Here is a 24,578-nt window from a genome sequence, read left to right as displayed (position 1 = left end):
CGTCACACGGGCCGGTGCGGACCGGAGCGGGTGAGCTGGTCGGCGGCGTCGTTGACCGGCTGGGGCGTGCCGGTCAGGTCCAGCACGAACAGCGGCACCCCGAGCTGGTCGGCCCGCAGCCGCGCGTCGTGGGCGTATCCGGCCAGCGAGAAGAACGCGCCGGTGGCGTCCTCGTGCAGGCAGTTGAGCCACAGGCACTCCACGTCCCGCAGCGGTGTCGGCAGCGTCGCCGGGTCCACCTGGGCCACCAGGTCGTCGCCGCGCAGGTCGATGCCGTTGGCGGTGCGGTCCCCGGCCAGCCGGACGTTCCCGAAGCCGAGCCACTTCAGGTACTGGGCGGCGGCGCTCAGCGCGTCCCGGGCGGTGCGGATGGTGACCGGGCGGAAGGGCGGCCGGCGGGTGGTCGGCGGCGGCACCTGCCCGGTCGGCTCCGGCGCCGCCTCATGCGGCACCGGCACCCGCACCTCGCCCTGCTCGGCGGCGCAGCCCGCGACCGGCAGCCGTACCAGCGCCCCGCACACGCAGTCGAACTCCGGCTGCGGCCACTGGTCGGAGCGCCCGCACTCCGGGCAGCGCAGCCGGACCCAGGAGTCGTCCCAGGACCGGTGCACCACCTGCACGGGCGCGCCGCCGGCCAGCACCGGCGGGGCGAGCGGCTTGCCGCAGGCGCACGGAAACGTCGGGGCGGTGTAGCCGTGCTCCTGCCCGCAGGCGGGGCAGCGCACCGGCACGCTCTCAGCCATCGCTCGCAACTCCTGTCCGGCCCCGGCGGGTTCGGGGGCCGGGGCGTCGTGCACCCATAGTGCAGGAAGCCGGCGCCGCTGGGACCCTTCCTTCGCAACCAGTGAGCGGATGGAGTAGGCGCGGCGGTACGCCGGGGGCGGGGTCCGTTAGGGTCGCCTGCGGGCCGCCTCCGCGGTGGAGGGCCCAAGGAGCCGCAAGTACCGTGGGGGCCGCCGTGCGCATGAGACTGGAGTTCACCACCGAGCCGTTCGACCTGGCGGAGCCGCCCGCGCACGCGCTGACCGCGCGCGAGGTGCTGCGGGACGCGGAGTCCGGCGGGGCGCTGGCGGCGGTCGAGGTCGGCCCGTTCGGCAACACCGCGGAGGGCGAGCGGGACGCGGTGGTCGCGGCGGTCGGCGAGCTGCTGCGGCGGACCACGGAGGCGGGCGCCACCCGGATATCACTCCAGGTCAGCGTGGTGGACGGGGCGGAGCGGTGAGCGACACCGACGGGCGGCTCGCCTTCGCCGCCGCCGTGCAGCCGCTGGTGGACGCCATCGGCGGGCAGGCGCTGCCGCCCGGTGAGGCCGGGGCCGACGACGTGGTGCTGAGCTGGGCGGGCGCGCCGGCGCTCGCGGTGCGGCTGCCGCACCTGGCCGACTCCCTGGACCACCTGCTCGCCGACCTGCGGCGCCGGCACGGCCCGCTGGACGAGTTGGGCCGCCGGGAGAAGCAGGCGGTGGTACGGGTGCTGGAGGAGCGCGGCGCGTTCGCGCTGCGGCACGGCGTGGAGACGGCGGCCTCCGCGCTGGGGGTCAGCCGCTTCACCGTCTACAACTACCTGAACCGGCAGGACGCGGCCCACGACGCGAAGTAGCCGCGGTACGCCGGGGTATGCCGTGGATCGGCCATCCGCGGACGGGTTCAACAAACTGTTGACGCGCCCGTGCGGGTGCTCGTAGTTTGCGGGGGTGACGACCAGCGCTTCGCCGGGTCTGGCCCGGTTCAACGCGGACCGCGACCGCGCCGCCGAACTGCTGCACGAGGTGTGCGCCGCCCGGGCGTGGGCCGCCGCGGTCGCGGCCGGGCGCCCGTACGCCCGGTTGGACGACCTGCTCGCCGCGAGCGACGCGGCCATGGCGGCGCTGACCGCCGCCGACCTGCGCGAGGCCGTGGCCGGCCATCCGCCGATCGGCCGCCCCACCCCGGGTGACGCGCAGTCCGCGCGCGAGCAGGGCGGTGTCGGCGGCGGCGAGCGGGCCGAGCTGCACCGTCTCAACCTCGCCTACGAGCAGGCGCACGGCCAGGTCTTCCTGATCTGCGCCACCGGCCGCACCGGCGCCGAGATGCTGGCGGCGCTGAAGGAGCGGATCGGCAACAGCGCGGCGGCCGAACGCGAGATCGTCCGGGCCGAACTGGGAAGGATCAACCGGATCAGGCTCACCCGCCGCATCGAGGAGGACCCCGTATGACGGCAGTGCCGCAGGACCCGCTGCCCGGCCAGGCTGCTTTGGCCTCGGTCTCCACCCACGTGCTGGACACCAGCGCCGGGCACCCCGCGGCCGGCGTCGGCGTCGAACTGGCGGTCAGGACCGGGCCGCGGGCGCCCTGGCAGGCGCACGCCGCCTCGGCCACCGACGCCGACGGCCGCTGCGCGGACCTGCCCGCCCTGCCCGCGCACGCCGTGCAGGCACGGCTCAGCTTCGCCGTCGCGCCCTACCTCGCCGGACCGGCCGGCGAGGACCCGGCGGGCGCGGCCCGCGCCGCGTTCTTCCCCGAGGTGGCGGCCGTCTTCGCGGTCGCGCCCGGCGAGCACCACCATGTACCGCTGCTGCTCAGCCCGTACGGCTACTCCGTATACCGAGGGAGCTAGCACCATGACCGCACCGGACACCGGCCCCGCGCCAGACGCCGGAACCGCACCGGACACCGGCCCCGCGCCCGCCCGCCTGACCCGCCTCGGCCAGAACCAGTACGGCAAGGCCGAGGTGCGGGTGGTGCGGGTGGTCCGCGACGGCGCCACCCACCACCTGAAGGACCTCAACGTGTCGATCGCGCTGTCCGGCGCGATGGACGACGTCCACCTGTCCGGCTCCAACGCCAACGTGCTGACCACCGACGCCACCAAGAACACCGTCTACGCCTTCGCGCAGAAGTACGGCGTGGCGTCCGCGGAGGCGTTCGCGATCCGGCTGGCCCGGCACTTCGTCACCAGCCAGGACGCCGTCCACCGCGCCCGGGTCCGCGTCGAGGAGTACGCCTGGGACCGGATCGGGCCGCAGGACAGCGGCCACTCCTTCGTCCGCGACGCCCGCGAGACCCGCACCGCCGAGGCCGCTTACGACGGCGAGCGCTGGCAGGTCGTGTCCGGGCTCAAGGACCTGGTGGTGCTCAACACCACCGACTCGGAGTTCCACGGCTTCGTCCGGGACGAGTTCACCACCCTGGCCGAGACCCGCGACCGCATCCTCGCCACCGAGGTCCACGCCCGCTGGCGGCACGCCTGGAGCAGCGACGACCAGCCGGTGCCCGCCTGGGAGGAGCAGTACCCGCGGGTGCGCGGCCACCTGCTGGCGGCCTTCGCCCGGACCTACTCCTTCTCCCTCCAGCAGACCCTGTACGCGATGGGCGCCCGCGTCATCGAGCAGACCCCCGGCGTGGACGAGATACGGCTGTCGCTGCCGAACAAGCACCACTTCCTGGTCGACCTCGCCCCCTTCGGCCTGCCCAACGACAACGAGGTGTACTACGCGGCCGACCGCCCGTACGGGCTCATCGAGGGCACCGTGCTGCGCGAGGGCGCGCAGGCCGCGATCCCGGTGACGGACTGAGAGGGCACGAGGCATGGCAGAGCAGATCCCGACCGGTACGGCGGGGGGCGCGGCGCAGCCGCGCCTGGTGATCGAGAACTGCGCGATCGCCACCGTGGACGCCGCCGGCACCGAGTACGCCTCCGGGCACGTCGTGGTGGCCGGCCGCACCATCGAAGCGGTCGGCGCCGGGCCCGCGCCCGCCGATCTCGCCGGAGTCGCCCGCCGGATCGACGGCACCGGGCACCTGGCCACCCCCGGCCTGGTCAACACCCACCACCACTTCTACCAGTGGCTCACCCGGGGCCTGGCCCAGGACAGCAACCTCTTCGACTGGCTGGTGGAGCTCTACCCGACCTGGGCCCGGATCGACGAGCCCATGGTGTACGCGGGCGCCGCCGGGTCGCTGGCGATGATGGTCCGCGGCGGCGTCACCACCGCCATGGACCACCACTACGTCTTCCCGCGCGGCACCGGCGACCTGCTCGGCGCGGAGATCCGGGCCGCCGCCGAGATCGGGGTGCGCTTCACCGCCGCCCGCGGCTCGATGGACCGCGGGAAGTCCGACGGCGGGCTGCCGCCGGACTTCGCGGTGGAGGCCACCAAGGAGGCGCTGGCGGCCACCGAGGCCGCGATCGACACCCACCACGACGCGTCCTTCGGGTCGATGCTGCACATCGCCGTCGCGCCCTGCTCGCCCTTCTCCGTCTCCACCGAACTGATGCGGGAGGCGGCGGCGCTGGCCCGCCGCAAGGGGGTGCGGCTGCACACCCACGGCAGCGAGACCCTGGAGGAGGAGAAGTTCTGCCACGAGCTGTTCGGGATGGGCCCCACGGACTACTTCGAGTCCACCGGGTGGCTGGGCGGCGACGTGTGGATGGCGCACTGCGTGCACATGAACGACGCCGACATCGCGGCCTTCGCCCGCACCGGCACCGGGGTCGCGCACTGCCCGTCCTCCAACGCGCGCCTGGCCGCGGGGATCGCGCGGGTGCCGGACCTGCTCACCGCCGGCGTCCCGGTCGGCCTCGGCGTCGACGGCACCGCCTCCAACGAGTCCGGCGAACTGCACACCGAACTGCGCAACGCGCTGCTGGTCAACCGGCTGCGCGGCGGCGAGAAGGCGCTCACCGCGCGGCAGGCGCTGCGCCTGGGCACCTACGGCGGCGCCCAAGTGCTCGGCCGCGAGCGGGAGATCGGCTCCCTGGAGCCCGGCAAGCTCGCCGACCTGGTGCTGTGGCGGCTCGACGGCGTCGGGCACGCCTCGATCGCCGACCCGGTCGCGGCGCTGGTGCTGGGCGCGGCCGCCCCGGTCACCCTGTCGCTGGTGGGCGGCCGCCCGGTGGTGGAGGACGGCCGGCTCACCCGGGTCGACGAGGAGGCCGTCGCGAAGCTCACCCGCGCCGAGGCCCGCCGCCTGGCGCGGATCGCCGGCCTGGTCTGAACCGCCGAAGAACCGCCGCACGGCTGCCGCCCGGTGACCCTTGCCGCCGGGCGGCGGCCCTGGCGCTAGAGCGACTTGTACATGATGTGCAGCCCCACGTAGCCCAGCCGCGGGTGCCGGAAGCCGTCGGGCACGGTGCCGACCACCTCGAAGCCCAGCGACCGGTAGAGCGCCACGGCGTGGGTGTTGGACGCCACCACCGCGTTGAACTGCATCCCGCGGTAGCCTTCCGCGGCCGCCCAGCGCAGCGCCTCCGTGCACAGCGCCCGCCCCACGCCCCGCCCGGCGTGCGCGGGGTCGACCATGAAGCTGGCGCTCGCGACGTGGCCCGCGTTGCCCATCTGGTTCGGGTTCATCTTCGCGGTGCCCAGCACCCGGCCGCCGGCGTCGGCGGCCACGACCGTACGGCCGGGCGGCGGGAGCATCCAGTAGCCGCGGCCCACCTCCTGCGTGAGGTCCACCGGATAGCTGAACGTCTCGCCCTCGGCACAGATCCGCCGCAGGAACGGCCAGATCAGCGGCCAGTCCGCGGCCGTCGCGTCGCGCAGCACCGGCGCCGCCACCGCGCTCACCCCACCAGGTGCTGGTAGGCGGGCAGGGTGAGGAAGTCGACGTACTCCGCGTCGAGCGCGGTGCGGATCAGCAGGTCGTGCGCCTCGGCCCACCTGCCCGCCATGAACGCGTCCTCGCCGATCTCGTCCCGGATCGCGAGGAGTTCGTCGGCGGCGACCTGCCGGACCAGCTCCGCGGTGGCCTGGCGGCCGCCCTCGAAGACGACCCCGGCGTTGGTCCACTGCCAGATCTGCGAGCGGGAGATCTCCGCGGTGGCCGCGTCCTCCATCAGATTGAAGATCGCCACCGCGCCCGAGCCGCGCAGCCACGCCTCGATGTAGCGGATGCCGACCTGCACCGCGTTGCGCAGGCCCTCGTAGGTGGGGCGGGCGTCCAGCGAGGCGATGTCGATCAGCTCGGCGGCGGTGACGTGCACGTCCTCGCGCAGCCGGTCCTTCTGGTGCGGGCGCTCGCCCAGCACCGCGTCGAAGGAGGCGCGGGCGATCGGCACCAGGTCGGGGTGGGCCACCCAGGAGCCGTCGAAGCCGTCGGCGGCCTCGCGGTCCTTGTCCGCCTTGACCTTCTCGAAGGCCAGCTTGTTGACGTCGGGGTCGCGGCGGGAGGGGATGAAGGCGGCCATGCCGCCGATCGCGTGCGCGCCGCGCTTGTGGCAGGTGCGCACCAGCAGTTCGGTGTAGGCGCGCATGAACGGCGCGGTCATCGTCACCGCGTTGCGGTCCGGCAGCACGAACTTCTCGCCGGCGTCCCGGAAGTTCTTCACGATCGAGAACAGGTAGTCCCAGCGGCCCGCGTTCAGGCCCGAGGCGTGCTCGCGCAGCTCGTAGAGGATCTCCTCCATCTCGTACGCGGCGGTGATCGTCTCGATCAGCACGGTGGCGCGGACGGTGCCGCGCGGGATGCCGGTGTACTCCTGGGCGAAGACGAACACGTCGTTCCACAGCCGCGCTTCGAGGTGCGACTCGGTCTTCGGCAGGTAGAAGTAGGGGCCCTTGCCGAGGTCCAGCAGGCGCTGCGCGTTGTGGAAGAAGTACAGGCCGAAGTCGACGAGGGCGCCGGCGACCGGCTCGCCGTCGACGGTCAGGTGCCGCTCGTCGAGGTGCCAGCCGCGCGGGCGCACCACCACCGTCGCCAGCTCGGCGGCGTCCTTGAGGGCGTAGCTCCTGCCCTCGGGCGAGGTGAAGTCGATCCGGCGCTCGTAGGCGTCGGTCAGGTTGAGCTGGCCGCTGACGACGTTGTGCCAGGTGGGGGCGGAGGCGTCCTCGAAGTCGGCGAGCCAGATGCGGGCGCCGGAGTTGAGCGCGTTGACCGTCATCTTGCGGTCGGTCGGCCCGGTGATCTCCACCCGGCGGTCCTGGAGCGCGGGCGGCGCGTCCGCCACCCGCCAGTCGCCCGCGCGGATGTGCGCGGTCTGCGGCAGGAAGTCCAGGGTGGCGGTGCGGGCGATCTCGGCGCGGCGCTCCCTGCGCAGTGCCAGCAGCTCGTCGCGGCGGGCGGCGAAGCGCCGGTGCAGCTCGGCGACGAAGGTCAGCGCCTCGGGAGTCAGCACCTCCTGCGAGCGGGGTACGGGACCGGCGGCCGCGGAGACGGCGGCCGGGGACGGCGCGCTTGCTGACATGCGGGTCACTCCTCCGGGAGGCGGGGGTGGCACGGGGCCGGGGCACACCCGGGGCGCGCGCTCACTTCTGCACAGCGGATCATAGTTTTCGCAGTGCGGAAGTTCAACGTTCTGTGGTGCGGGCGGCCCGCCGTTCAGCCGAGCAGCCGCAGGTCGGCCGGAGTGTCGATGTCGGCCGGGTCGCCGAGGTCCCCGCACTCCACCGCCACGGTCTGCCCGGCGTGCGCGCGCAGATACGTCCGCGCCCCGCGGTCCCCTTCCGCGCTGCCCGCCACCCCCGCCCAGCGGCTCGCGCCGAACAGCACCGGATGCCCCCGCCGGCCGCCGTACACCGCCGCGGCCAGCCCCGACGGCAGGTCCCCGGAGGCCCGGGCCGCCGCGACCACCCGCGCCACCGCCGCGCCCGGCACCCCCGGCTGGTCCACCAGGCAGACCACCGCCGCGACCGGCCCGCCCGGCTCCGCTGCCGCGGCGGCCAGCGACGCCAGCCCCGCGCGCAGCGAGGAGCCCATGCCGCCGGCCCAGTGCGGGTTGTCCACCAGTACGCAGCCGGCCAACTCGGCGCGCTCGCGCACCTCCCGCGCCGCCGCGCCCAGCACCACGTGCACCGGCCCGCAGCCGCCCGCCCGCAGCACCGCGACCGCGTGCTCCACCAGCGGCCGCCCCCGGTAGGCCAGCAGCGCCTTCGGCCGCCCGCCGAGCCGCCGCCCTCCACCGGCCGCCAGCAGCAGTCCGGCCACCTCGCCCTGTGTGTTCATCCGTCCTGCATACCCCGCGTGTCACGGCCGCGGAACAGGGCGCCGTCGGCGCGGCGTGTTCCGGTATCGTCTGGCCCTGTTGCGGGTGGGGGCGGTTGCCAGGTGAAGAACGGGGACTGAGGGGACTGATGGGGCCAGCGCACACCGGTCCGGACTTCGGTCAGGACCTCGGGCCGGACTTCCGCGGCCCGGTCTTCGCACCTCTCGCCGACGAGGACCCGGCGAGCGTGTCCGGGCACCGCATCGGCGCGCGCCTCGGCGCGGACGGGCCGGGCGCCGCGGGCGTCACCTACCTCGCCTACGAGCCCGGCGGGCAGCCGGTCGCGCTCACCGTGATCCGCCCCGAACTCACCACCGCCGACGGCTTCGCCGCCCGCTTCCACCAGGACGCGCAGGCCGCGGCGCGGGTGCCCGGGCCGCGCGCGGTGCCGGTGGTCGGCAGCGGGCGGGAGGGCGAGCGGTACTGGATCGCCACCGGCTACGTGCCGTCGCTGTCGCTGCGTGCCGCCGTCGAGGGCGCGGGGCCGCTGCCCACCGGGGTGGTGCTGCGGCTGGTCGCCGCGCTCGCCGAGGGGCTCCAGGCGATGCACCACGCCGGTGTGGTGCACGGCGGGCTGCGCCCGGCGCATGTGCTGCTCGCCGGCGACGGCCCCCGGGTGAAGGGCCACGGGCTGGCGTGGGTCGCGGAAGGCGCCGATCCGGCGGGCGCGAGCACGGGTGCCGGTGCCGGTGCCGGTGCCGGTGCCGCTGCCGGTACGGGCACGGGCGAGGGCGCGGACGCCGCTGCGGCGCGCGAACAGGCCGCGGGCACAGGTACGGAGCCGGGGACCGGTACGGAGCCGGGCGCGGGTGCGGCCGCGGGCTCTTCCGGCGCGGCGGACGGACCCGCCGCGGTCGGTGAGGCGACCGCTTTCCGCTCACCCGAGCAGGCCGCCGGCCAGCCCGCCCGGCCCGCCACCGACGTCTTCGCACTTGGGCAGATAGCCGCGTACGCCTCGATCGGCGCCGCGCCCTTCGGCGACGGCTCCCGGGTGCAGAGCGCGGAGCCGGACCTCAACGAACTCCCGGGCCAGCTGCGGGAGATCGTCACCCGCTGCCTGATCAAGGACCCCGCGCTGCGGCCCTCGCTGGCCCAGATCACCACGATGTGCGCGCAGGCCGCGCCCGAGTCCCGCCCGGTGTCCTGGCTGCCCGCACCGCTGCTCGCCGCGATCCTCCCGGCGATACCCCCGCCGCACTTCTCCCCGCCCCCGGCCGGGCCGCCGTCCCAGGCCGCGCGCCCGCAGCCGGTACGGCCCGACGCCGCAGCTCCCGCGCCCGCCGCGCCGCCCCAGGCCGCGCCCGCGCCCGTACCGGCACCGGCTCCCGTACCGGCGCCCGCGCCCCCCGCCGGCCCGCCGGGCACCTACCTGTGGCACCCGCAGCAGTGGCCGCGCGCCCCGTACGTCCATGTGCCGCTGCCTCTGCCGCGCAAGCGGCGCAAGGCGGTCGGCGTGGTGGCCGCGGTCGCCTGCGTCGCGGTCGCGGCCACCGCCGCGGTCGCGCTGTCCTCGGGCGGCGGGCAGCCGTCCGTCGGGTCCCAGGAGCCGCAGGGCGGCCTTCCACAGCCCTCGCCGACGACGACGCCGCCCGCCCAGGGGGTGCCGTCGCCCGGGGCGACCTCGCCGCCGCCCGGTGGCGGCGCCACCGGTTCACCGCCCGAAACCGGCCTGGTCTACCAGCAGTTGAAGCTGCCGCCCGGCCACGGGGTGTCGCTGCGCTCCGACCCGCCGACCGTCGGCTCCGGCACCTACAGCGGCGACTTCGGGCTGACCGCGGACGCCGGCGCCTTCACCGTGGACCGCTCCCGGGACACCCTCGCCCTGATCGACGCCGGCCGCGCCGGGACCGCCGCCACCTGCCAGTCCTCGAACGCCGTGGACTCCGTCCAAGCGGCCACGCTCGGCACGGGCACCCGGCTGTGCGTGCGCTCCGCCGACGGCACCGTCACCGCACTGGTGACGTTCCGTCAGCTGCCGACCCGTCAGAACCCGGACGCCGCCGCCGTGTTCGACGTCACCGTGTGGCACGAGGTGGCCGGCCGTTCCGCCCCGGGTACGGGAATCAGCGCAGATTTCGTCAACTCAGTGGCGGAATAACGCCGGTTGGCGAATACTGATCGGCCCCGGGGCGCCCCTTGCCGGACGGCGCCCGGGCGCAGTTCGACGCAAGGGTGGGTCATACGTGGCGGTGGGGGAGACGCGCGTGCTCGACAACGGGTGCGGCGGTGCGGACACAGGCCCGGCCGGGAGCGGGCTGGGCGCCGGCCTGGCGGCTGCGGTCGGCCGGATGCGCCGGGAGCTGATCGCCTACCGGCGGCCGCTGCCGGACCGGGCCGTCGCCGAGGACGAACTCGACGCGCTGGCACGGACGGCCGCGGCCATGGACCAGGTGCCGGACCCGGCGGACTGCGAGCGGATGCGCCACTCCTTACTCCTGGTGGTGGCCGTGATCGGCTCGGTGAGCGCGCTCGCCGCCCCGCTCGACGCCCTGCGCGAGGCCGTCGAACTGCTGGCCCCACCACGCCCCTGAATCGTGCGCCCGCGTGCACCTGTTGACGCGCTCCATGGGCACGCGCTCCATCTGCACCCGCTCCCCGCGCGGACGCGCCTTCGCGCCTCACGTCGTCAGCGCGAGCGCCAACTTCCCGGCCACGTCCCGCAGCACCGGCACGATCGCGGCCGTGGCCGCCTCGGTCACCCGCCCGGCCGGGCCGGAGATCGAGATCGCCGTGGCGGTCGGCGCACCGGGCACACTGACCGCCAGGCACCGCACCCCGGCCTCCTGCTCGTTGTCGTCGACGGCGTAGCCCTGCGCCCGGACCCGCTCCAGCGCGGTGAGGAAGACGTCCGGGTCGGTGAGGGTGTGCTCGGTCGCGGCCGGCATCCCCGTCCGCCCGAGCAGCGCCCGCACCTGCTCGTCCGGGAGCTGCGCCAGCAGTGCCTTGCCGACGCCCGTGGAGTGCGGCAGCACCCGCCGCCCGACCTCGGTGAACATCCGCATCGAGTGCCGCGAGGGCACCTGCGCGACGTAGACCGCCTCGTCGCCGTCGAGCAGCGCCATGTTCGCGGTCTCGCCGGTGGCGTCGACGAGTTCGGCGAGGTACGGGCGGGCCCAGGTGCCCAGCAGCCGGGACGCGCTCTCGCCGAGCCGGATCAGCCGGGGGCCCAGGGCGTACCGCCGGTTCGGCTGCTGGCGGACGTAGCCGCAGTCCAGCAGGGTGCGCATCAGGCGGTGGATGGTCGGCAGCGGCAGCCCGCTGCCGGCCGACAGCTCGCTCAGCCCGACCTCGCCGCCCGCGTCGGCCATCCGCTCCAGCAGGTCGAAGGCGCGTGCGAGCGACTGCACGCCTCCGGCGCGGTCAGCAGGCACCTGCGTTCCCCTCGTTCGTGGCGGACCTGTGGCGGACCACCGTGGCGGACCTCGCGGCGGGCCGCGCCCGGGGGTGCCGCACCTCCTGCGCGGAAGGAGGTTTTCGCTTCGCGGAATCCTACCGCCCTTGACGTCCCGGGGCGCGCTGCCCACCATGTCCGTCAACAGAACGTTGAAGCGGGCCGGACGGCGGAGGTCGCATGGTGGAGGAGCAGGTGCTGCGCTCGACACGGGTGGTCACCCCGGAGGGCGAACGGCCCGCAGCGGTGCTCGTCGCCGGCGGCACGATCACCGCGGTGCTGCCGCACGACGCGGCGCCGCCTCCCGGCGCCCGCTGCACCGAGCTCGGCGACGACGTGCTGCTGCCCGGCCTGGTGGACACCCATGTGCACATCAACGACCCCGGCCGCGCGGAGTGGGAGGGCTTCGCCACCGCCACCGCGGCCGCCGTGGCCGGCGGCGTCACCACCCTGGTGGACATGCCGCTCAACAGCCTGCCGCCCACCACCACCGCGGCCCACCTCGAGGTCAAGCGCGCCGCCGCGGTGGGCCGGGTGCACACCGACACCGGCTTCTGGGGCGGCGCGGTGCCCGGCAACACCGCCGGCCTCGAGGCGCTCCACGACGCGGGCGTCTTCGGCTTCAAGTGCTTCCTGGTGCCCTCGGGCGTCGAGGAGTTCCCGCACCTGGACCGGCCCGGACTGGCGGAGGCGATGGACGAGTTGGCGCGCTTCGACGGCCTGCTCATCGTGCACGCCGAGGACCGGGCGCTGATCGAGGGCGCCCCGCAGCGCGGCGGCCGCCGCTACGCGGACTTCCTCGCCTCCCGCCCGCCGGCCGCCGAGGACCACGCGATCGCCGGACTGATCGAACTGGCCGCCGCACGCGGCACCCGGGTGCATGTCCTGCACCTGTCCTCCGCCGGCGCGGTCCCGCTGATCGCCGCCGCCCGCCGGGAGGGGGTCCGGCTGACCGTGGAGACCTGCCCGCACTTCCTCACCCTCACCGCCGAGGAGGTCCCCGACGGCGCGACGGAGTTCAAGTGCTGCCCGCCGATCAGGCAGGCCGCCAACCAGGACGTGCTGTGGCAGGCGCTCGCCGACGGCGTCATCGACTGCGTCGTCTCCGACCACTCGCCGTCCACCATCGACCTCAAGCACCAGGACACCGGGGACTTCGCCACCGCCTGGGGCGGCATCTCCTCCCTCCAGCTCGGCCTGCCCGCGGTGTGGACCGAGGCCCGCCGGCGCGGGCACACCCTCGCCGACGTGGCCGGCTGGATGTCGGCCGGTCCGGCCCGGCTGGCCGGGCTCGACGCGGTCAAGGGTGCGATCGCCCCCGGCCGCGACGCGGACTTCGCGGTGCTCGACCCGGAGCGGACCTTCACCGTGGACCCCGCCCGGCTGCACCACCGCAACCCGATCACCGCCTACGCCGGCCGCACCCTGCACGGCGTGGTCCGCGCCACCTACCTGCGCGGCCGCCTCGTCGCCGGGCAGGTGGGCGGCGCCGGCCCGGCCCGCGCGACGGGCGAGCCGGCCGGCCGCCTCATCACCCGCCCGGCCGCCCGGAACTGAGCCGCGGACAGCAGCGGACCCGGCGGCACGCCCCTGGAGCGGGACGCGCCGCCGGGTCCACCGGTCGCGCGGGTCAGGCCGCGCGACGCCCCTTCCTGCGGTGCCCGGCAACGATGTCGGCGTAGCGCCGTCCGCTGCCCTTGATGGTGCGCTGCTGCGTGGTGTAGTCGACGTGCACCAGGCCGAAGCGCTTGTCGTAGCCGTACGCCCACTCGAAGTTGTCCAGCAGCGACCAGGCGAAGTAGCCGGCCAGCGGCACCCCGCGCCGTACCGCGCGGGCGCAGGCGGCGAGGTGGTCCTCCAGGTACCGCGTGCGCTCCGGGTCGTCCACCTGGCCGTCCGGGCCGACCACGTCGCGGTAGGCGGAGCCGTTCTCCGTGACGAAGATCTTGTGCGGCCCGTACTCCTCCTTGAGCCGGACCAGCAGCGACTCCAGGCCGTCCGCGTCGACCTCCCAGTCCATCGCGGTGCGCGGCACCCCCGGGCGGTAGGCCATCTTCGCCCACGGCGCCGGGCCGGTCGGGTCGTCCGTGATGTACTGCGGGAAGTAGTAGTTCAGCCCCAGCCAGTCCAGCGGCGCCGCGATCAGCTCCATGTCGCCGTCCCGGACCGGGAGTTCGACGCCGTACAGGTCCACCATGTCCTGCGGGTAGCCGCGGCCGTGGATCGGGTCGAGCCACCAGCGGTTGGTGTGGCCGTCGGCGCGCCGGGCGGCGGCCACGTCCGCCGCCCGGTCGCTGGCCGGCAGGCACGGGCTGAGGTTGTTGACGATGCCGATCTGCAGTCCGCTGTGCGCGGCCCGCAGCGCCTGTACCGCGAGCCCGTGGCCCAGGTGCAGGTGGTAGGAGGTGCGGACCGCGGCGGTCAGGTCGGTCCAGCCCGGGGCCATGGTGCCTTCGAGGTGGCCGATCCACGCCGAGCACAGCGGCTCGTTGAGGGTCGCCCAGTACGTGACGCGGTCGCCGAGCGCCTGCCCGACCACGGCCGCGTACTCGGCGAACCGCTCGGCGGTCTCCCGCTCCGGCCAGCCGCCGCGGTCCTGCTGCGCCTGCGGCAGGTCCCAGTGGTAGAGCGTCGCGTTCGGGGTGATGCCCGCCTCCAGCAGGCCGTCCACCAGCCGGTCGTAGAAGTCCAGGCCCGCCTGGTTGACCGCGCCGCCGCCCGCGGGCACGATCCGCGGCCAGGCGATGGAGAACCGGTAGGCGTCCAGGCCCAGGGACTTCATCAGCCCCAGGTCCTCGCTCCAGCGGTGGTAGTGGTCGCAGGCGACGTCGCCGGTGTCGCCGCCCGCGACCTTGCCGGGGGTGTGGGAGAAGGTGTCCCAGATGGACGGGGCCCGGCCGTCCTCGTCCACCGCGCCCTCGACCTGGTAGGCGGCGGTGGCCGCCCCCCAGAGGAAATCCGCGGGAAGAGCGCTCAGGTCGTTCACGAGTTGCCTTTCGCTGGGGGTCACTTGACGGCGCCGGCGGTCAGCCCGGCCACCAAGTAACGCTGAAGAAGCAGGAATCCGGCGACCACGGGGACGCTCACCACGAGCGAGGCGGCCATGACCTGGTTCCAGTACACGTCGTTCTGGGTGGCGTACTCGCGCAGGCCCACCGCGAGCGTGCGGGTGCCCTCGTTGGTCATCACCGACGCGAAGAGCACCTCGCCCCAGGCGGTCATGAAGGCGTAGACGCTCACCGCCACGATGCCGGGGATCGCGGCCGGCACCACCACGCGGAACAGCGCGCCCATCGGCCCGCAGCCGTCGACCTTCGCCGCCTCGTCCAGGTCCCGGGGGATCGAGTCGAAGTACCCGACGAGCATCCAGATGGAGAACGGCAGGGAGAAGGTGAGGTAGGTGATGACCAGCCCGAGCCGGCTGCCGTTGAGCGTGATGCCGGTGTCGTTCCCGATGTTGACGAAGATCAGGTACAGCGGCAGCAGGAAGAGGATGCCGGGGAACATCTGGGTGGACAGCACCGTGACGGTGAACAGGCGGCGGCCCACGAAGCGGTACCGGCTGACACCGTAGGACGCGAAGATCGCCACCGCGACCGACAGCACCGTCGCGCTCACCGACACGATCAGCGAGTTCGCGAAGTAGTGCGCCAGCGGGATGGTGTGCCAGATGTCGACGTACGGCTTGACCGTGACGTGCCGGGGAATCCACTGGAACGAACCCTGCACGTCCGACAGGCTCTTCAGCGAGGAGCTGAGCATCACGTAGACCGGCACGAGCACGAACAGCAGCAGCAGGGTCAGCACGACGCGCCGGGTCCAGACGAACGACCTGGGCTGCGCCATCGGGGACCGCGGTACCGGGGTCCTAGGCATCGGCGTCGCCTCGCTTCCGGGACGTGAGCAGCAGGTAGACCGCCGTGACCAGCAGCAGGAACAGCAGCAGGAGCACCGACATCGCCGAGCCCTCGCCGAAGTTCCAGGTGATGAACGACGACTGGTAGATGTGCAGGGAGATCAGGTCCGCCTGGTGCGGCGGCGCCGAACCGAACAGCACGTACGGCGTGTTGAAGTCGTTGAAGGTCCACAGGAACAGCACCAGCACCATCACCTGGTTGACCGGGCGCAGCGAGGGCAGCGTGATCTTCCGGATCTGCTGCCACACCCCGGCGCCGTCCATGGCGGCGGCCTCGTACAGTTCGCGCGGGATGTTCTGCAGGCCGGCCATCAGCGCCAGGAACGCGAACGGCCAGGACTTCCAGACCGAGACGATCAGCAGCGCCCAGAAGCTGTTGCCGCCGATCAGCCAGAACGACTTGTCCGACGTCAGGTGCAGCTGGTCGTGGAGCACGTGGTTCACCAGGCCGGTGTTCTGCTGGAACATGAAGGTCCAGGTGATCACCGTCGCGTACACCGGCAGGGCGTACGGCACCAGGAAGATCGCGCGCATCACCGCCCGGCCGCGGAAGGTCTCCTGCATCAGGATCGCCGCCGCGGTGCCGATCAGCCAGGACAGGCCGACCGACAGCACCGTGAACTCCAGCGTCACCCGGAACGAGTGCAGCAGCGCCTCGCCGATCGGCTGGTGGAACTTGACCGAGATCTTGTAGTTGTCGAAGCCCGTCCAGGGGGCGGTGCTCCAGTTGCGGATGTAGAAGAGCGTCAGGCCCTTGAAGCTGATCAGGATGCCGAAGAGCATCGGCACGATGTGGATCAGCAGTTCCAGCAGGATCGCGGGCAGCAACAGCAGGTAGGGCAGGCCGCCTTGGCGCAGCCGTGCCGTGACGCGCCGCCGGAGCCGGCCCCGGCGAGCGGGCTTGCCGCTGTCGGGACCGGCCTCGGGGGCGCTTTCCAGGGGTGTGGTGGCAGTCATGGGGGAGAGCCGATCCTCAGGACGCGGGCATCTGCGACTGCGCCTTGACCAGTGCGGCCTTGACGTCGGCGGTGGTGACCGACTTGCCGCCGGCGGCGTCGGCGAACAGGTCCTTGATGGCGGTGCCGACGGTGGTCTCGAACTGGCTCTCGTTGGGCACCTGCGGCAGCGGCGCGGCCGACTTGGACAGCACGCTCGCCAGCGTCTTCAGGTCGGGCGTCTGGAACGCCGGGTCGCTCTGCGCCGCGGTGACCGGCGGCAGCGTGCCGTAGGTGGAGTTGAGGATCTTCTGCTCGGCCGGGCTGGTCATGAAGTTCACGAACTTCAGCGCCGCGGACTGGTGCTTGGTGCTCTTGAACACCGCGATGTTGATGCCCGCCACCATGGAGGTGATCCCGGCGTCACCGGTCGCCCCGGCGGTCTGGGTCGGCACCGGCACCACGCCGTACTGGTCCTGCGACATGCCGTGCGCCTTGATCGTGGCGGCGGCGGACTGCCACATCATCATCGCCGCCTTGCCGGTGGCGAAGTCGGTGATGGTCTGGTTCTGGTCGTACTCCGCGTCGCCCTTGGCGGCCTCGCCGCTGGCGATGAAGTCGACGTACTGCTTGACCGCGGCCACGTTGGCGTCGCCGGTGAAGGTGGGCTTGCCGGAGGAGTCGAACCAGTCGGCGCCGCGCTGCTTGGCGAGCACGAACGCGTGGTGGATGTTCTCGGCGCCGTTGCTGCCCTCGACGGCTATGCCGTGCACGCCGCCCTTGGTCAGCTTCTTCGCGTCGGCGTCCAGTTCGGCCCAGGTCGTCGGCGGCTGGAGGCCGGCGTCGGCGAACATCTTCTTGTTGTAGTACAGGCCGTACGACTCGGAGTACAGCGGCACCGCGGCCGGGTCCTGGCCGGCCGCGCCGGAGGCGGCGATGGCCGAGGCGGCGAAGCGGTCCTTGCCGCCGATGGCGGTGAAGTTGGCGCTGTCGAACGGCAGCAGGGCGCCGGTGGCCTGGAGGGAGGCCGACCAGGTGTTGCCGATGTTCAGCACGTCCGGGCCCTGGCCCGAGGTGGCCGCCGCGAGGATGCGGTTGAGCAGGTCGGCCCAGCCGATCACCTCCAGCTTGACCTTGATGCCGGTCTGCTGCTCGAACTTCTTGAGTTCCGGGGTGAGCACCTGCTTGTCGTTGCCGAGGCTGGTGCCCTGGTTGCTCGCCCAGTACGTCAGGGTGACGCCCTTGTCGCTGCCGTTCTTGCCGCTGCTGCTGTCGCTCGAACCACCGCCGCACGCGGCTGCGGTGAGGCCCAGCGCGGCCACGAGGGCGGTGGCCGCGAAGACTCTGTTGGTGCGCATAACGGTTCCCTCTCAGGGGTGGGGTCGCTTCAGGAAGTGAACAGCGCCTGTGACTTAATTCAGGCCGTGATTTAACTTGTGAGAAAAGGTGGCGTCAAGACCCCGTGCAGCGATAGGTTCCAGCGGGGCGGAGCAGAGGGGAGCCCAGATGGCTGAGCGGGCCAAGCGCACGGTGCGTGACCTGCGGCGCGGCAACCGTGCCTCGCTTCTGCGTCATTTGTATTTCGAAGGCCCCCTCAGCCGGCAGGAGCTGGGCCGGGACACCGGCCTGAGCGCCGGCTCGATCAGCAACGTCGTTGGAGAGTTGATCGCGGACGGCATGGTCGAGGAGGCGGGCGCCGTCGACTCCGACGGCGGGCGCCCGCGCACCCTGCTCCAGGTCGCCCCCGGCTACGGTCACGTGATCGGCGTGGACGTCGGCGAGACCCGGGTGCGGGTCGAGCTGTTCGACCTCGCCCTGACCGAACGGGCGTCGGCGGACCTGCCGTTGTCCGACAGCGGGCACGACGTGGACCTGGTGGTCCGGCTCGCCCTGGAGGGCATCGCCGCCGTGGTCGGCGAGGCCGGCGTCGACGAGCGGGAGGTGCTGGGCGTCGGCATCGGCGTGCCCGGCATCGTGGCGCAGGGCGAGCCGCCGGACGCCGCCGCCGGGATCGGCGACGGCATCGTGGTGCACGGTCAGACCATCGGCTGGGACGCGGTGCCGCTCGGCCGCCTGCTGCGGGCCGGCACCGACCTGCCGCTGTTCATCGACAACGGCGCCAAGACCCTCGGCCAGGCCGAGATGTGGTTCGGCGGCGGCCGCGGCTTCCGCAACGTGGTGATCGCCCTGATCGGCTCCGGCGTCGGCGCCTGCGTGGTCGCCGACGGCAGCCCCTACCGCGGCGCCAGCAGCAGCGCGGGGGAGTGGGGGCACACCACCCTGCGGGTCGGCGGCCGCGCCTGCCGCTGCGGCTCGCGCGGCTGCCTGGAGGCGTATGTCGGCGCCGAGGCGCTGCTCCGCCGCTGGCCGCACGCGCCGCGCGGGGTCAGCGAGGAGACCGCGCTCGCCGCGCTGCTGGCCGCCGCCGACCACGACCCGCAGGTCGCCGAGGTGCTCGCCGAGGCCGCGGAGTACCTCGGCGCGGGCATCGCCGACCTGATCAACCTCTTCAACCCGCAGCGGATCGTGATCGGCGGCTGGGCCGGGCTGCTGCTGGGCCCCCGGCTGCTGCCCGCCGTACGCGAGGTGGCCGCCGCGTACGCGCTGCGCCACCCCTGCGCGCAGACCTCGATCGAACTCGGCCGGCTCGGCGCGGACGCCGTCACCGTCGGCGCCGCGACGCTGCCGCTGGCCCGCTTCCTCGACACCGGCGGCGAGCGGCCGGTGCGGCTGCCCGCGCAGGACCGCGGCCCCTCGCCCCAGGCGGCGGGCCGCGGGTCACGTTCGGGTGGCGTTCCCGGCGCTCCGGTACGGAACCGATCCGCCCGGACGGTACGTTGACACGTCGGTGCGGGGCGCACCGCGGGCACCGCGGAACGCCCGCCTTCGCACCGTATTGTCACGTTTTGCCGAGCATGCCCCCAGGAGCCCGCCCATGACCCTTCGACAGCAGATCGTCGGCAACGCCATGCAGATGGCCGTCTGCAGCCTCGACCCCGGGCAGACCGTGTACTGCGAGGCGGGCAAGTTCCTCTTCAAGACCGCCAACGTCAGCATGGAGACCCGGCTCGGCGGCCCCGGCGGCGGCAACCGCCAGGGCGGCGGCCCCGGCGGGCAGGGCGGCGGCATGGGCGGGCTGCTGCGCCAGGCGATGGGCACCGCGATGCAGGTCGGCCAGCGCGCCCTGGCCGGCGAGTCGCTGGCCTTCCAGTACTTCACCGCCGCCGGCGGCGAGGGCACCGTCGGCTTCGCCGGGGTGCTGCCCGGCGAGATGCGCGCCCTGGAACTCAACGGCTCGCGCGCCTGGTTCGCCGAGAAGGACGCCTTCGTCGCGGCCGAGGAGAGCGTCCGCTTCGGCATCGCCTTCGCCGGCGGACGGCAGGGCATGAGCGGCGGCGAGGGCTTCATCCTGGAGAAGTTCACCGGCACCGGCACCGTGATCATCGCCGGCGCCGGCAACTTCATCGACCTCAACCCGGCCGACTTCGGCGGCCGGATCGAGGTGGACACCGGCTGCATCGTCGCCTTCGAGGAGGGCATCCAGTACGGCGTGCAGCGCATCGGCGGGCTCAACCGGCAGGGCATCATGAACGCCGTCTTCGGCGGCGAGGGCCTGTCGCTGGCCACGCTGGAGGGCAACGGGCAGGTCATCCTCCAGTCCATGACGATCGAGGGGCTGGCCAACGCGCTGAAGAAGGCGCAGGGCGGCGACAAGCAGGGGCCGACCGGCGGGCTGTTCTCCACGCACGCCGGCTGAGCGGTTCCGCTTCCCCGGTGCGGGCCGCCTTGACCGGCCCGCACCTCGGGTCTCATGCTCCTCTCATGTCACGGTGCGGTGACAGCTCCTCCGCCGGGGTCCAAGGCGGTACCGCCCGGCAGGTAGCGTCTGATCACGTGCATCCCGCAGCCCCGCATGACCCGCGCGTGGCATCCGCGCAGGAAGGTGGACCGACAGCCGTGTACCGCTGGGAGATCACCCGGGCCGCGCTGGCCCAGCGGGTATTCGCCACGATCCGCAGCGAGAGCTACGACCAGGCCGCCGCCACCGCGGACACGCTGCTGTCGGCCGGCCTGACGACGTTGGAGATCTCCCTGACCACGCCGTTCGCGCTGGAAGCCGTCACCACGCTGGTGCGCGAGGTCGGCGACGACGCGGTGATCGGCGCGGGCACCGTGCTCGACGAGGTCTCCGCGCGGATGGCGATCGACGCGGGCGCCCGCTTCCTGCTGTCGCCCAACCTCGAGGAGTCGGTGCTGCGCACCGGGCACCGCTACGGGATTCCGGTCTTCCCCGGGGTCGCCACGCCCACCGAGGCGGTCCGGGCGATGGAGCTCGGGGCCGACGCGCTCACGCTCTACCCGGCGACCGCGTTCACCCCCGCCTGGGTCGGGGACGTCCGCGCGATCATCCCCCAGGCCGCGCTGCTGCCCATCGGCGGCATCACCGTCAGCGAGGCGCCCGACTGGGTCGCCGCCGGTGCGGTCGCCGTCGGCATGGGTTCCGCCCTCACCGACGGTGACCGTTCCACGGTCACCAAGCGCCTCACCGAACTCCTCGACCGCCTGGCCGACTCCTCCTGACGGTTCCCCGCCGTGGGCTCAGCCGCTCGCCGCCGGCCGCAGGCCGGCGGCCCCCTGCTCCCCGCCGTGGGGGTGCCTGTCGTTCTCCGGGTGCGGTGCAGTGGGTGGTTGCGCGCGAGGAGGCCCCGTTAAACACACTTTTGTGTGGGACGGGAACGGCCGACCATGGAATCCATGACCCACCCCTTGGTTCCCTTCCGCGCGCCCCCGGCGCTGCGCTTCACGAACTGCACTTGCATCCAGTCGGCGTTGTAGCCGATCACCTGCACCCGGTCCCCCCGATACAACAGGCCCTTGACAGCCCGCCGAAGGGACCGCGCGTCCGCAGTCGCAGACCACCGACCTTCGGAGAGGAGTACTGCACCCGCGCCCCCTTCGCGAGAGTCGCGAGCGACGGCGCCCGAGCCACCGTCATGACCGACGACGCCCGATCCCCCAGAATCACCGAACCGGCGGCCGACGCCGACTCCGCGTTCACGAGCGCCATCAGCGCTAGCACCACGGCCAGCACCACCGTTCCCGAAATAGGCACCGCCCGGATCGCCCAGCCCATCCGGCTTTGGACTGGACGACCCGTCACATCAGGCGACGGCCGATCAGTACCGCCGCCGCTCCAAGACGACCACGGGGCAGTTCAGTGCGCGGGCGATCTTGGCCAGGTTGGCCGGAGTGGCGTTGCGCCAGCCGGATTCGATCTCGCCCATCAGCTGCTCGGAGATCCCCACCTCGGCTGCCAGCCGCCGCTTGGTCAAGCCTGCCTTCTCCCTCGCCCAGCGGACCGCCACCGGTACGTGGTGAAGTTCCTTCGGACGTCGCCGACCCCGCCGGCCCAGGCCCCCACCGACTGCCGTGCCCCGGCTCACGGGACCGGCCCCGTCGCCGTGCGGTGGTGGGCCTGCCAGTCCTCGTACACCACGATGAACGCGGGCCGTACGTGCTGGTCGAGGTAGTCGGTGCGGGTCCGCAGCCGGGTGATGAGGGCGCCCAGTTCGTCCGGGTCGGCGCAGACCGTCTCTTCGGTGTCGCTGACCTGGACCGTCAGCACCGGATGCACCGGCCGGTCGGGCACCTCACGGTCGGGGCAGGGGCGGCAGGTGATCGCGCCGAAAGGCGTCATGTAGCCGTCGATGTCCGTACCGTGGTCCGTGCCGGTCAGGGAACCCGGCACCCCGTCGAAGTAGTGGAACAACTCGACGTCGATCGCGGCGACAGCAAGACGGTCCGGGTCGATGTCGGACTCACTCGGGTCCTCGAACGCCCACGGCGGCAGGTATCCCGACACGGCGACGCCGTTGGTCGTGGTAAGGCGCCACGTGCGCGGTGTGCCGGTGGTGCGTAACTCCGCGACGGCAGCGGCTTCTTCGTCAGCACTCACGACTTCACGTCCTCCGCCGACTCGTCCCCGGTGTGCTCCTCCAACAGCGCACGCAGGAACGCCAACGACGCCGCCGGAGACAGCGCCACATCGCGCAGCGCGTCCAACGTGCCCCTCAGCGACTCCACGTCCTCCGGGTCGCAGGTCAGGTAGTCACGCCAGCCACCCTGCATGAACGCCACAGAGCCCCCGTCGTGGAGGTAGATCAACTCCAGCGGACAGCGCACGTGATGCGGACCGGCATCCAACGGAACCACGTGAATCGCCACACCCGGCCACTGCGCCGCCTCGATCAGGTGCTCCACCTGCCCGGTCCACGTCTTCGCATCCCGCGCCTTGCGACGCAACACCGCCTCATCGATCAAGGCCCGGTACCGCACCTGCGCACCCACCAGACGCACCTGCCGGTCGGCCTGGGCACCGACGCGCTGGTCCACCTGCTCGTCGCCGAGCTGCGTCAGGTGCAGGAGTTCCCGCGTGTAGGCACCGGTCTGGAGCAGATCCGGGAGAATGCCGGGGGCGTACTCCAGAATGCTGGCCGCCCTCACCTCGAACGGCCCGATCCCGTCGGACGGTTGTCGGTCCATGCTCTCGTACTTCGCGAGATACCACAGCCGCACCAGCAGATCCCCGGTCTCATAGACCGTATCCAGGGTGCGCGCCACCAGCACATGCCCCAGCCGCTCCCCTTTCTCCAACCGGTGCAGATACGACTGCTCGTAGCACGTCTTCGCCCCGAGTTCCATCAAGCTCATCCCCGACTGCGCACGCAGCACACCCAGTTGATACGCGTACATCGCCCGCGCCGAAAACCATGCCGGAGGAATACCTTCCCTCCAATCGCCGCCGCCCGCGCCGTTGTCGCTGCCCATACGAATCCTCTTCTCGCTGTACCGTGCTGTTCGTAATCGTGGTGGTGCCATGCGCCCCGGCAATGCGGAAGATCCACGTTCCCGAGACGTTAGCCCCCTCGTCCGGACTCGAACCGGAGTCGCCGACCGGATTCCGCGCTGTGAACGGAGATGTGCGGAACGGCCGGGGCTCTGCCTGACTGAGCTACGAGGGGAGTCAAAGTGGGCGGCTAAAGACGAGATGGATCACTCGCGATGGCGAGCCCGATCTCGATCCCGCACAGCAACGCCAGACCGACCGGCCCCAAAATTCCGACCCATCCCATCGACAGGACCAGCCGCCATTTACGGATCACGACGCCGTCTCCGCAGCCAGCGCTTTTCGCAAGGCCGAGGCTTCGGTCAGGTAGTGCTCAGAGCTGAGCGGGACACGCCACCGCACTCCAAGTCCCTCGGTGCGGTCGGCGGGCGGCACCACGACGTACGCGGCCATGCCCAAGCACTCGGCGCCGCACTCGATCCAGTTGTCCGGAGCACCGGGCAACACCAGCCAGTACCAGACGTGTCCGCGCGGGTCCTCAATGACGGCTCCGGTCTCTTCACCGAGACGAGCGAGCACGCTCTCACCGATATGCCCTGGCACCTTGACCGCGTCCCACGCCTGACCGCACGACACCAGTTCCAACCGCCCCCGTTGCGGGGGCTGCCACGCCAGGACGTGACCAGCCCCCACTTGAGCACTCAACCGGCCGACCAGGCAGCACATGGCCATCACCGACCGCCCCATCCGCTCGGCGTACCGAACCGCATCGAGCGGACGCGGCCCGGCATCCAGCCGGCGCCTGGCCTCACCCACGCTGAGCAGAGCGGTGGCCCGCACGTCGCTTCCCTCCGGGCACCGCTGCGCCATTGCCTCCACGACGGGGACCAACTCACTCAGCGCTGCCCGCATCCGAGCCGCCGCGCGAAGCTGTTCAGCGACAGCCAACAGCGAAGCGCCATCGACCACGCCCTGTGATTCCTTGAGCAACGCCGCTGGTAACAGACGACGGGCAGTATCCCCGGCCACGCCCTCGAACGCTGTACTTTCGTCCATGTCGATCTACTCCTCCACGAGTGGCTTCGGATCGGCCACGCCCCGGGGCCGTGCCCGCGGTCGCCGGGGTCTTCTGATGCGCCTGTGTTGCCGGGACCATCGCATCCCGGTCCAAATAGCCTTGCGGGTCGGGAAAATCCGGCACAGTGGTTACGTGTCCGCCACTGTCCGCACCTCTGCGGACACGGCGGACAGCGGACAGTGGAGGGCCAATGCACGAGTCATTCGGGCAGGCATTGAAGCGCCTGCGGGGGAGCCGGTCCGTACGTGACGTGGCCCAGCTGGCCAGTTGCAGCAAGAGCTATGTTTCAGATTTGGAGAACGGCAAGCGCAGGCCCTCACCTCAAGCGGCAGCAGCTCTTGATCGCGCTCTCGGCGCTCGGGGTGAGTTGGTTGCCCTGGCAGATACGGAGGCCGGGCCGTCGGTACTGGATCGAGCGGAAGCTCTTCAACGGGGACTTCACGATTCAC

The 24,578-nt window shown here is 72.8% G+C and carries 26 protein-coding genes and 1 tRNA gene; 13 read left to right on the top strand and 14 right to left on the bottom strand.

Annotated elements, in window-relative coordinates; translation table 11 throughout:
- Window positions 1–2: 2 nt before the first annotated feature.
- The gene (locus WA788_RS21240) at window positions 3–743 is read right to left on the bottom strand and encodes a hypothetical protein (protein ID WP_335979668.1); all 741 of its coding nucleotides are present in this window, start codon (window positions 741–743) and stop codon (window positions 3–5) included.
- Window positions 744–958: 215 nt separating this feature from the next.
- On the opposite strand from WA788_RS21240, the gene WA788_RS21235 reads away from it, so the two are divergent.
- The 6 genes from WA788_RS21235 to WA788_RS21210 all read left to right on the top strand — a co-directional run bounded on the left by WA788_RS21235 (window position 959) and on the right by WA788_RS21210 (window position 4,976).
- A complete protein-coding gene (locus WA788_RS21235) occupies window positions 959–1,222 on the top strand; it encodes a hypothetical protein (protein WP_335979666.1) in 264 nt (87 codons plus the stop codon).
- Window positions 1,219–1,599: a helix-turn-helix domain-containing protein gene (locus tag WA788_RS21230; protein WP_335979663.1), complete on the top strand. Its 381-nt coding sequence runs from the start codon at window positions 1,219–1,221 to the stop codon at window positions 1,597–1,599. The genes WA788_RS21235 and WA788_RS21230 overlap by 4 nt, the downstream gene beginning before the upstream one ends.
- Window positions 1,600–1,693: 94 nt before the next feature.
- The gene (uraD, locus tag WA788_RS21225; protein WP_335979661.1) at window positions 1,694–2,194 is read left to right on the top strand and encodes a 2-oxo-4-hydroxy-4-carboxy-5-ureidoimidazoline decarboxylase; all 501 of its coding nucleotides are present in this window, start codon (window positions 1,694–1,696) and stop codon (window positions 2,192–2,194) included.
- Window positions 2,191–2,595 carry a hydroxyisourate hydrolase gene (gene uraH, locus WA788_RS21220; RefSeq protein ID WP_335979658.1) on the top strand — a complete coding sequence of 135 codons (405 nt, stop codon included), beginning with the start codon at window positions 2,191–2,193 and terminating at the stop codon, window positions 2,593–2,595. The genes uraD and uraH overlap by 4 nt, the downstream gene beginning before the upstream one ends.
- Before the next feature lie 4 nt (window positions 2,596–2,599).
- Entirely contained in the window at window positions 2,600–3,553 is a 954-nt protein-coding gene (pucL, locus tag WA788_RS21215; protein WP_335979656.1) for a factor-independent urate hydroxylase, read from the top strand.
- A gap of 13 nt (window positions 3,554–3,566) precedes the next feature.
- The gene (locus WA788_RS21210) at window positions 3,567–4,976 is read left to right on the top strand and encodes an 8-oxoguanine deaminase (protein ID WP_335979654.1); all 1,410 of its coding nucleotides are present in this window, start codon (window positions 3,567–3,569) and stop codon (window positions 4,974–4,976) included.
- Window positions 4,977–5,041: 65 nt separating this feature from the next.
- On the opposite strand, the gene WA788_RS21205 is transcribed toward WA788_RS21210, so the two are convergent.
- The 3 genes from WA788_RS21205 to WA788_RS21195 form a co-directional block, all read right to left on the bottom strand.
- Window positions 5,042–5,548 carry a GNAT family N-acetyltransferase gene (locus WA788_RS21205; RefSeq protein ID WP_335979652.1) on the bottom strand — a complete coding sequence of 169 codons (507 nt, stop codon included), beginning with the start codon at window positions 5,546–5,548 and terminating at the stop codon, window positions 5,042–5,044.
- On the bottom strand, window positions 5,545–7,164 hold the full coding sequence (gene aceB, locus WA788_RS21200; protein WP_335979650.1) for a malate synthase A: 1,620 nt from the start codon (window positions 7,162–7,164) through the stop codon (window positions 5,545–5,547). Before aceB ends, WA788_RS21205 begins: the two co-directional genes overlap by 4 nt.
- A gap of 134 nt (window positions 7,165–7,298) precedes the next feature.
- On the bottom strand, window positions 7,299–7,922 hold the full coding sequence (locus WA788_RS21195; RefSeq protein WP_335979648.1) for a nucleotidyltransferase family protein: 624 nt from the start codon (window positions 7,920–7,922) through the stop codon (window positions 7,299–7,301).
- Window positions 7,923–8,050: 128 nt separating this feature from the next.
- On the opposite strand from WA788_RS21195, the gene WA788_RS21190 reads away from it, so the two are divergent.
- Window positions 8,051–10,060, top strand: a complete 2,010-nt coding sequence (locus tag WA788_RS21190; protein ID WP_335979646.1) for a hypothetical protein — start codon at window positions 8,051–8,053, stop codon at window positions 10,058–10,060.
- Between the two features lie 106 nt (window positions 10,061–10,166).
- Window positions 10,167–10,493 (top strand): DUF5955 family protein, encoded by a 327-nt coding sequence (locus WA788_RS21185; protein ID WP_335979644.1) that lies wholly within the window; start codon window positions 10,167–10,169, stop codon window positions 10,491–10,493.
- 87 nt (window positions 10,494–10,580) lie between these two features.
- Here the strand turns inward: WA788_RS21185 and WA788_RS21180 are convergent, their stop codons facing one another.
- A complete protein-coding gene (locus WA788_RS21180; RefSeq protein WP_335979642.1) occupies window positions 10,581–11,333 on the bottom strand; it encodes an IclR family transcriptional regulator in 753 nt (250 codons plus the stop codon).
- 200 nt (window positions 11,334–11,533) lie between these two features.
- Here WA788_RS21180 and allB point away from each other — a divergent pair, with 200 nt between their 5' ends.
- The gene (gene allB, locus WA788_RS21175; protein WP_335979640.1) at window positions 11,534–12,910 is read left to right on the top strand and encodes an allantoinase AllB; all 1,377 of its coding nucleotides are present in this window, start codon (window positions 11,534–11,536) and stop codon (window positions 12,908–12,910) included.
- A gap of 73 nt (window positions 12,911–12,983) precedes the next feature.
- On the opposite strand, the gene WA788_RS21170 is transcribed toward allB, so the two are convergent.
- Genes WA788_RS21170 through WA788_RS21155 form a run of 4 tightly spaced genes read right to left on the bottom strand, consistent with a single transcriptional unit; the run spans window position 12,984 to window position 17,562 of the window.
- Entirely contained in the window at window positions 12,984–14,339 is a 1,356-nt protein-coding gene (locus WA788_RS21170) for a GH1 family beta-glucosidase (RefSeq protein WP_335979638.1), read from the bottom strand.
- Window positions 14,340–14,359: 20 nt separating this feature from the next.
- Window positions 14,360–15,229: a carbohydrate ABC transporter permease gene (locus WA788_RS21165; protein ID WP_335979636.1), complete on the bottom strand. Its 870-nt coding sequence runs from the start codon at window positions 15,227–15,229 to the stop codon at window positions 14,360–14,362.
- The gene (locus WA788_RS21160; protein ID WP_335979635.1) at window positions 15,222–16,226 is read right to left on the bottom strand and encodes a carbohydrate ABC transporter permease; all 1,005 of its coding nucleotides are present in this window, start codon (window positions 16,224–16,226) and stop codon (window positions 15,222–15,224) included. The genes WA788_RS21165 and WA788_RS21160 overlap by 8 nt, the downstream gene beginning before the upstream one ends.
- Before the next feature lie 16 nt (window positions 16,227–16,242).
- Entirely contained in the window at window positions 16,243–17,562 is a 1,320-nt protein-coding gene (locus tag WA788_RS21155; RefSeq protein WP_335979633.1) for an ABC transporter substrate-binding protein, read from the bottom strand.
- A gap of 148 nt (window positions 17,563–17,710) precedes the next feature.
- Between WA788_RS21155 and WA788_RS21150 the strand changes: the two genes are divergently transcribed.
- From WA788_RS21150 to WA788_RS21140, 3 genes are all read left to right on the top strand, one after another.
- The gene (locus WA788_RS21150) at window positions 17,711–19,045 is read left to right on the top strand and encodes an ROK family transcriptional regulator (protein ID WP_335979632.1); all 1,335 of its coding nucleotides are present in this window, start codon (window positions 17,711–17,713) and stop codon (window positions 19,043–19,045) included.
- 94 nt (window positions 19,046–19,139) lie between these two features.
- Window positions 19,140–19,961 carry an AIM24 family protein gene (locus WA788_RS21145; RefSeq protein WP_335979631.1) on the top strand — a complete coding sequence of 274 codons (822 nt, stop codon included), beginning with the start codon at window positions 19,140–19,142 and terminating at the stop codon, window positions 19,959–19,961.
- Between the two features lie 200 nt (window positions 19,962–20,161).
- Complete coding sequence (locus WA788_RS21140) at window positions 20,162–20,785, top strand: bifunctional 4-hydroxy-2-oxoglutarate aldolase/2-dehydro-3-deoxy-phosphogluconate aldolase (RefSeq protein ID WP_335979630.1); 624 nt, start codon at window positions 20,162–20,164, stop codon at window positions 20,783–20,785.
- A gap of 596 nt (window positions 20,786–21,381) precedes the next feature.
- On the opposite strand, the gene WA788_RS21135 is transcribed toward WA788_RS21140, so the two are convergent.
- From WA788_RS21135 to WA788_RS21115, 5 genes are all read right to left on the bottom strand, one after another.
- Window positions 21,382–21,570: a helix-turn-helix domain-containing protein gene (locus WA788_RS21135; protein ID WP_335979629.1), complete on the bottom strand. Its 189-nt coding sequence runs from the start codon at window positions 21,568–21,570 to the stop codon at window positions 21,382–21,384.
- A 74-nt stretch (window positions 21,571–21,644) separates the two neighbouring features.
- Window positions 21,645–22,160 carry a hypothetical protein gene (locus WA788_RS21130; RefSeq protein WP_335979628.1) on the bottom strand — a complete coding sequence of 172 codons (516 nt, stop codon included), beginning with the start codon at window positions 22,158–22,160 and terminating at the stop codon, window positions 21,645–21,647.
- On the bottom strand, window positions 22,157–23,032 hold the full coding sequence (locus WA788_RS21125; protein ID WP_335979625.1) for a helix-turn-helix domain-containing protein: 876 nt from the start codon (window positions 23,030–23,032) through the stop codon (window positions 22,157–22,159). Before WA788_RS21125 ends, WA788_RS21130 begins: the two co-directional genes overlap by 4 nt.
- 93 nt (window positions 23,033–23,125) lie before the next feature.
- Window positions 23,126–23,226: transfer RNA gene (locus WA788_RS21120), tRNA-Val, on the bottom strand.
- A 137-nt stretch (window positions 23,227–23,363) separates the two neighbouring features.
- Window positions 23,364–24,107, bottom strand: coding sequence for a DUF6415 family natural product biosynthesis protein (locus WA788_RS21115; protein WP_335979623.1), 744 nt, complete (start codon window positions 24,105–24,107; stop codon window positions 23,364–23,366).
- Between the two features lie 272 nt (window positions 24,108–24,379).
- Between WA788_RS21115 and WA788_RS21110 the strand changes: the two genes are divergently transcribed.
- The coding region (locus WA788_RS21110; RefSeq protein ID WP_335979621.1) for a helix-turn-helix domain-containing protein at window positions 24,380–24,578 on the top strand (199 nt) is incomplete at its 3' end.

The organism is Streptomyces sp. CA2R106 (genome assembly GCF_037034245.1).
GTDB lineage: Bacteria > Actinomycetota > Actinomycetes > Streptomycetales > Streptomycetaceae > Actinacidiphila.
This window is presented reverse-complemented; position numbering and strand designations above follow the sequence as displayed.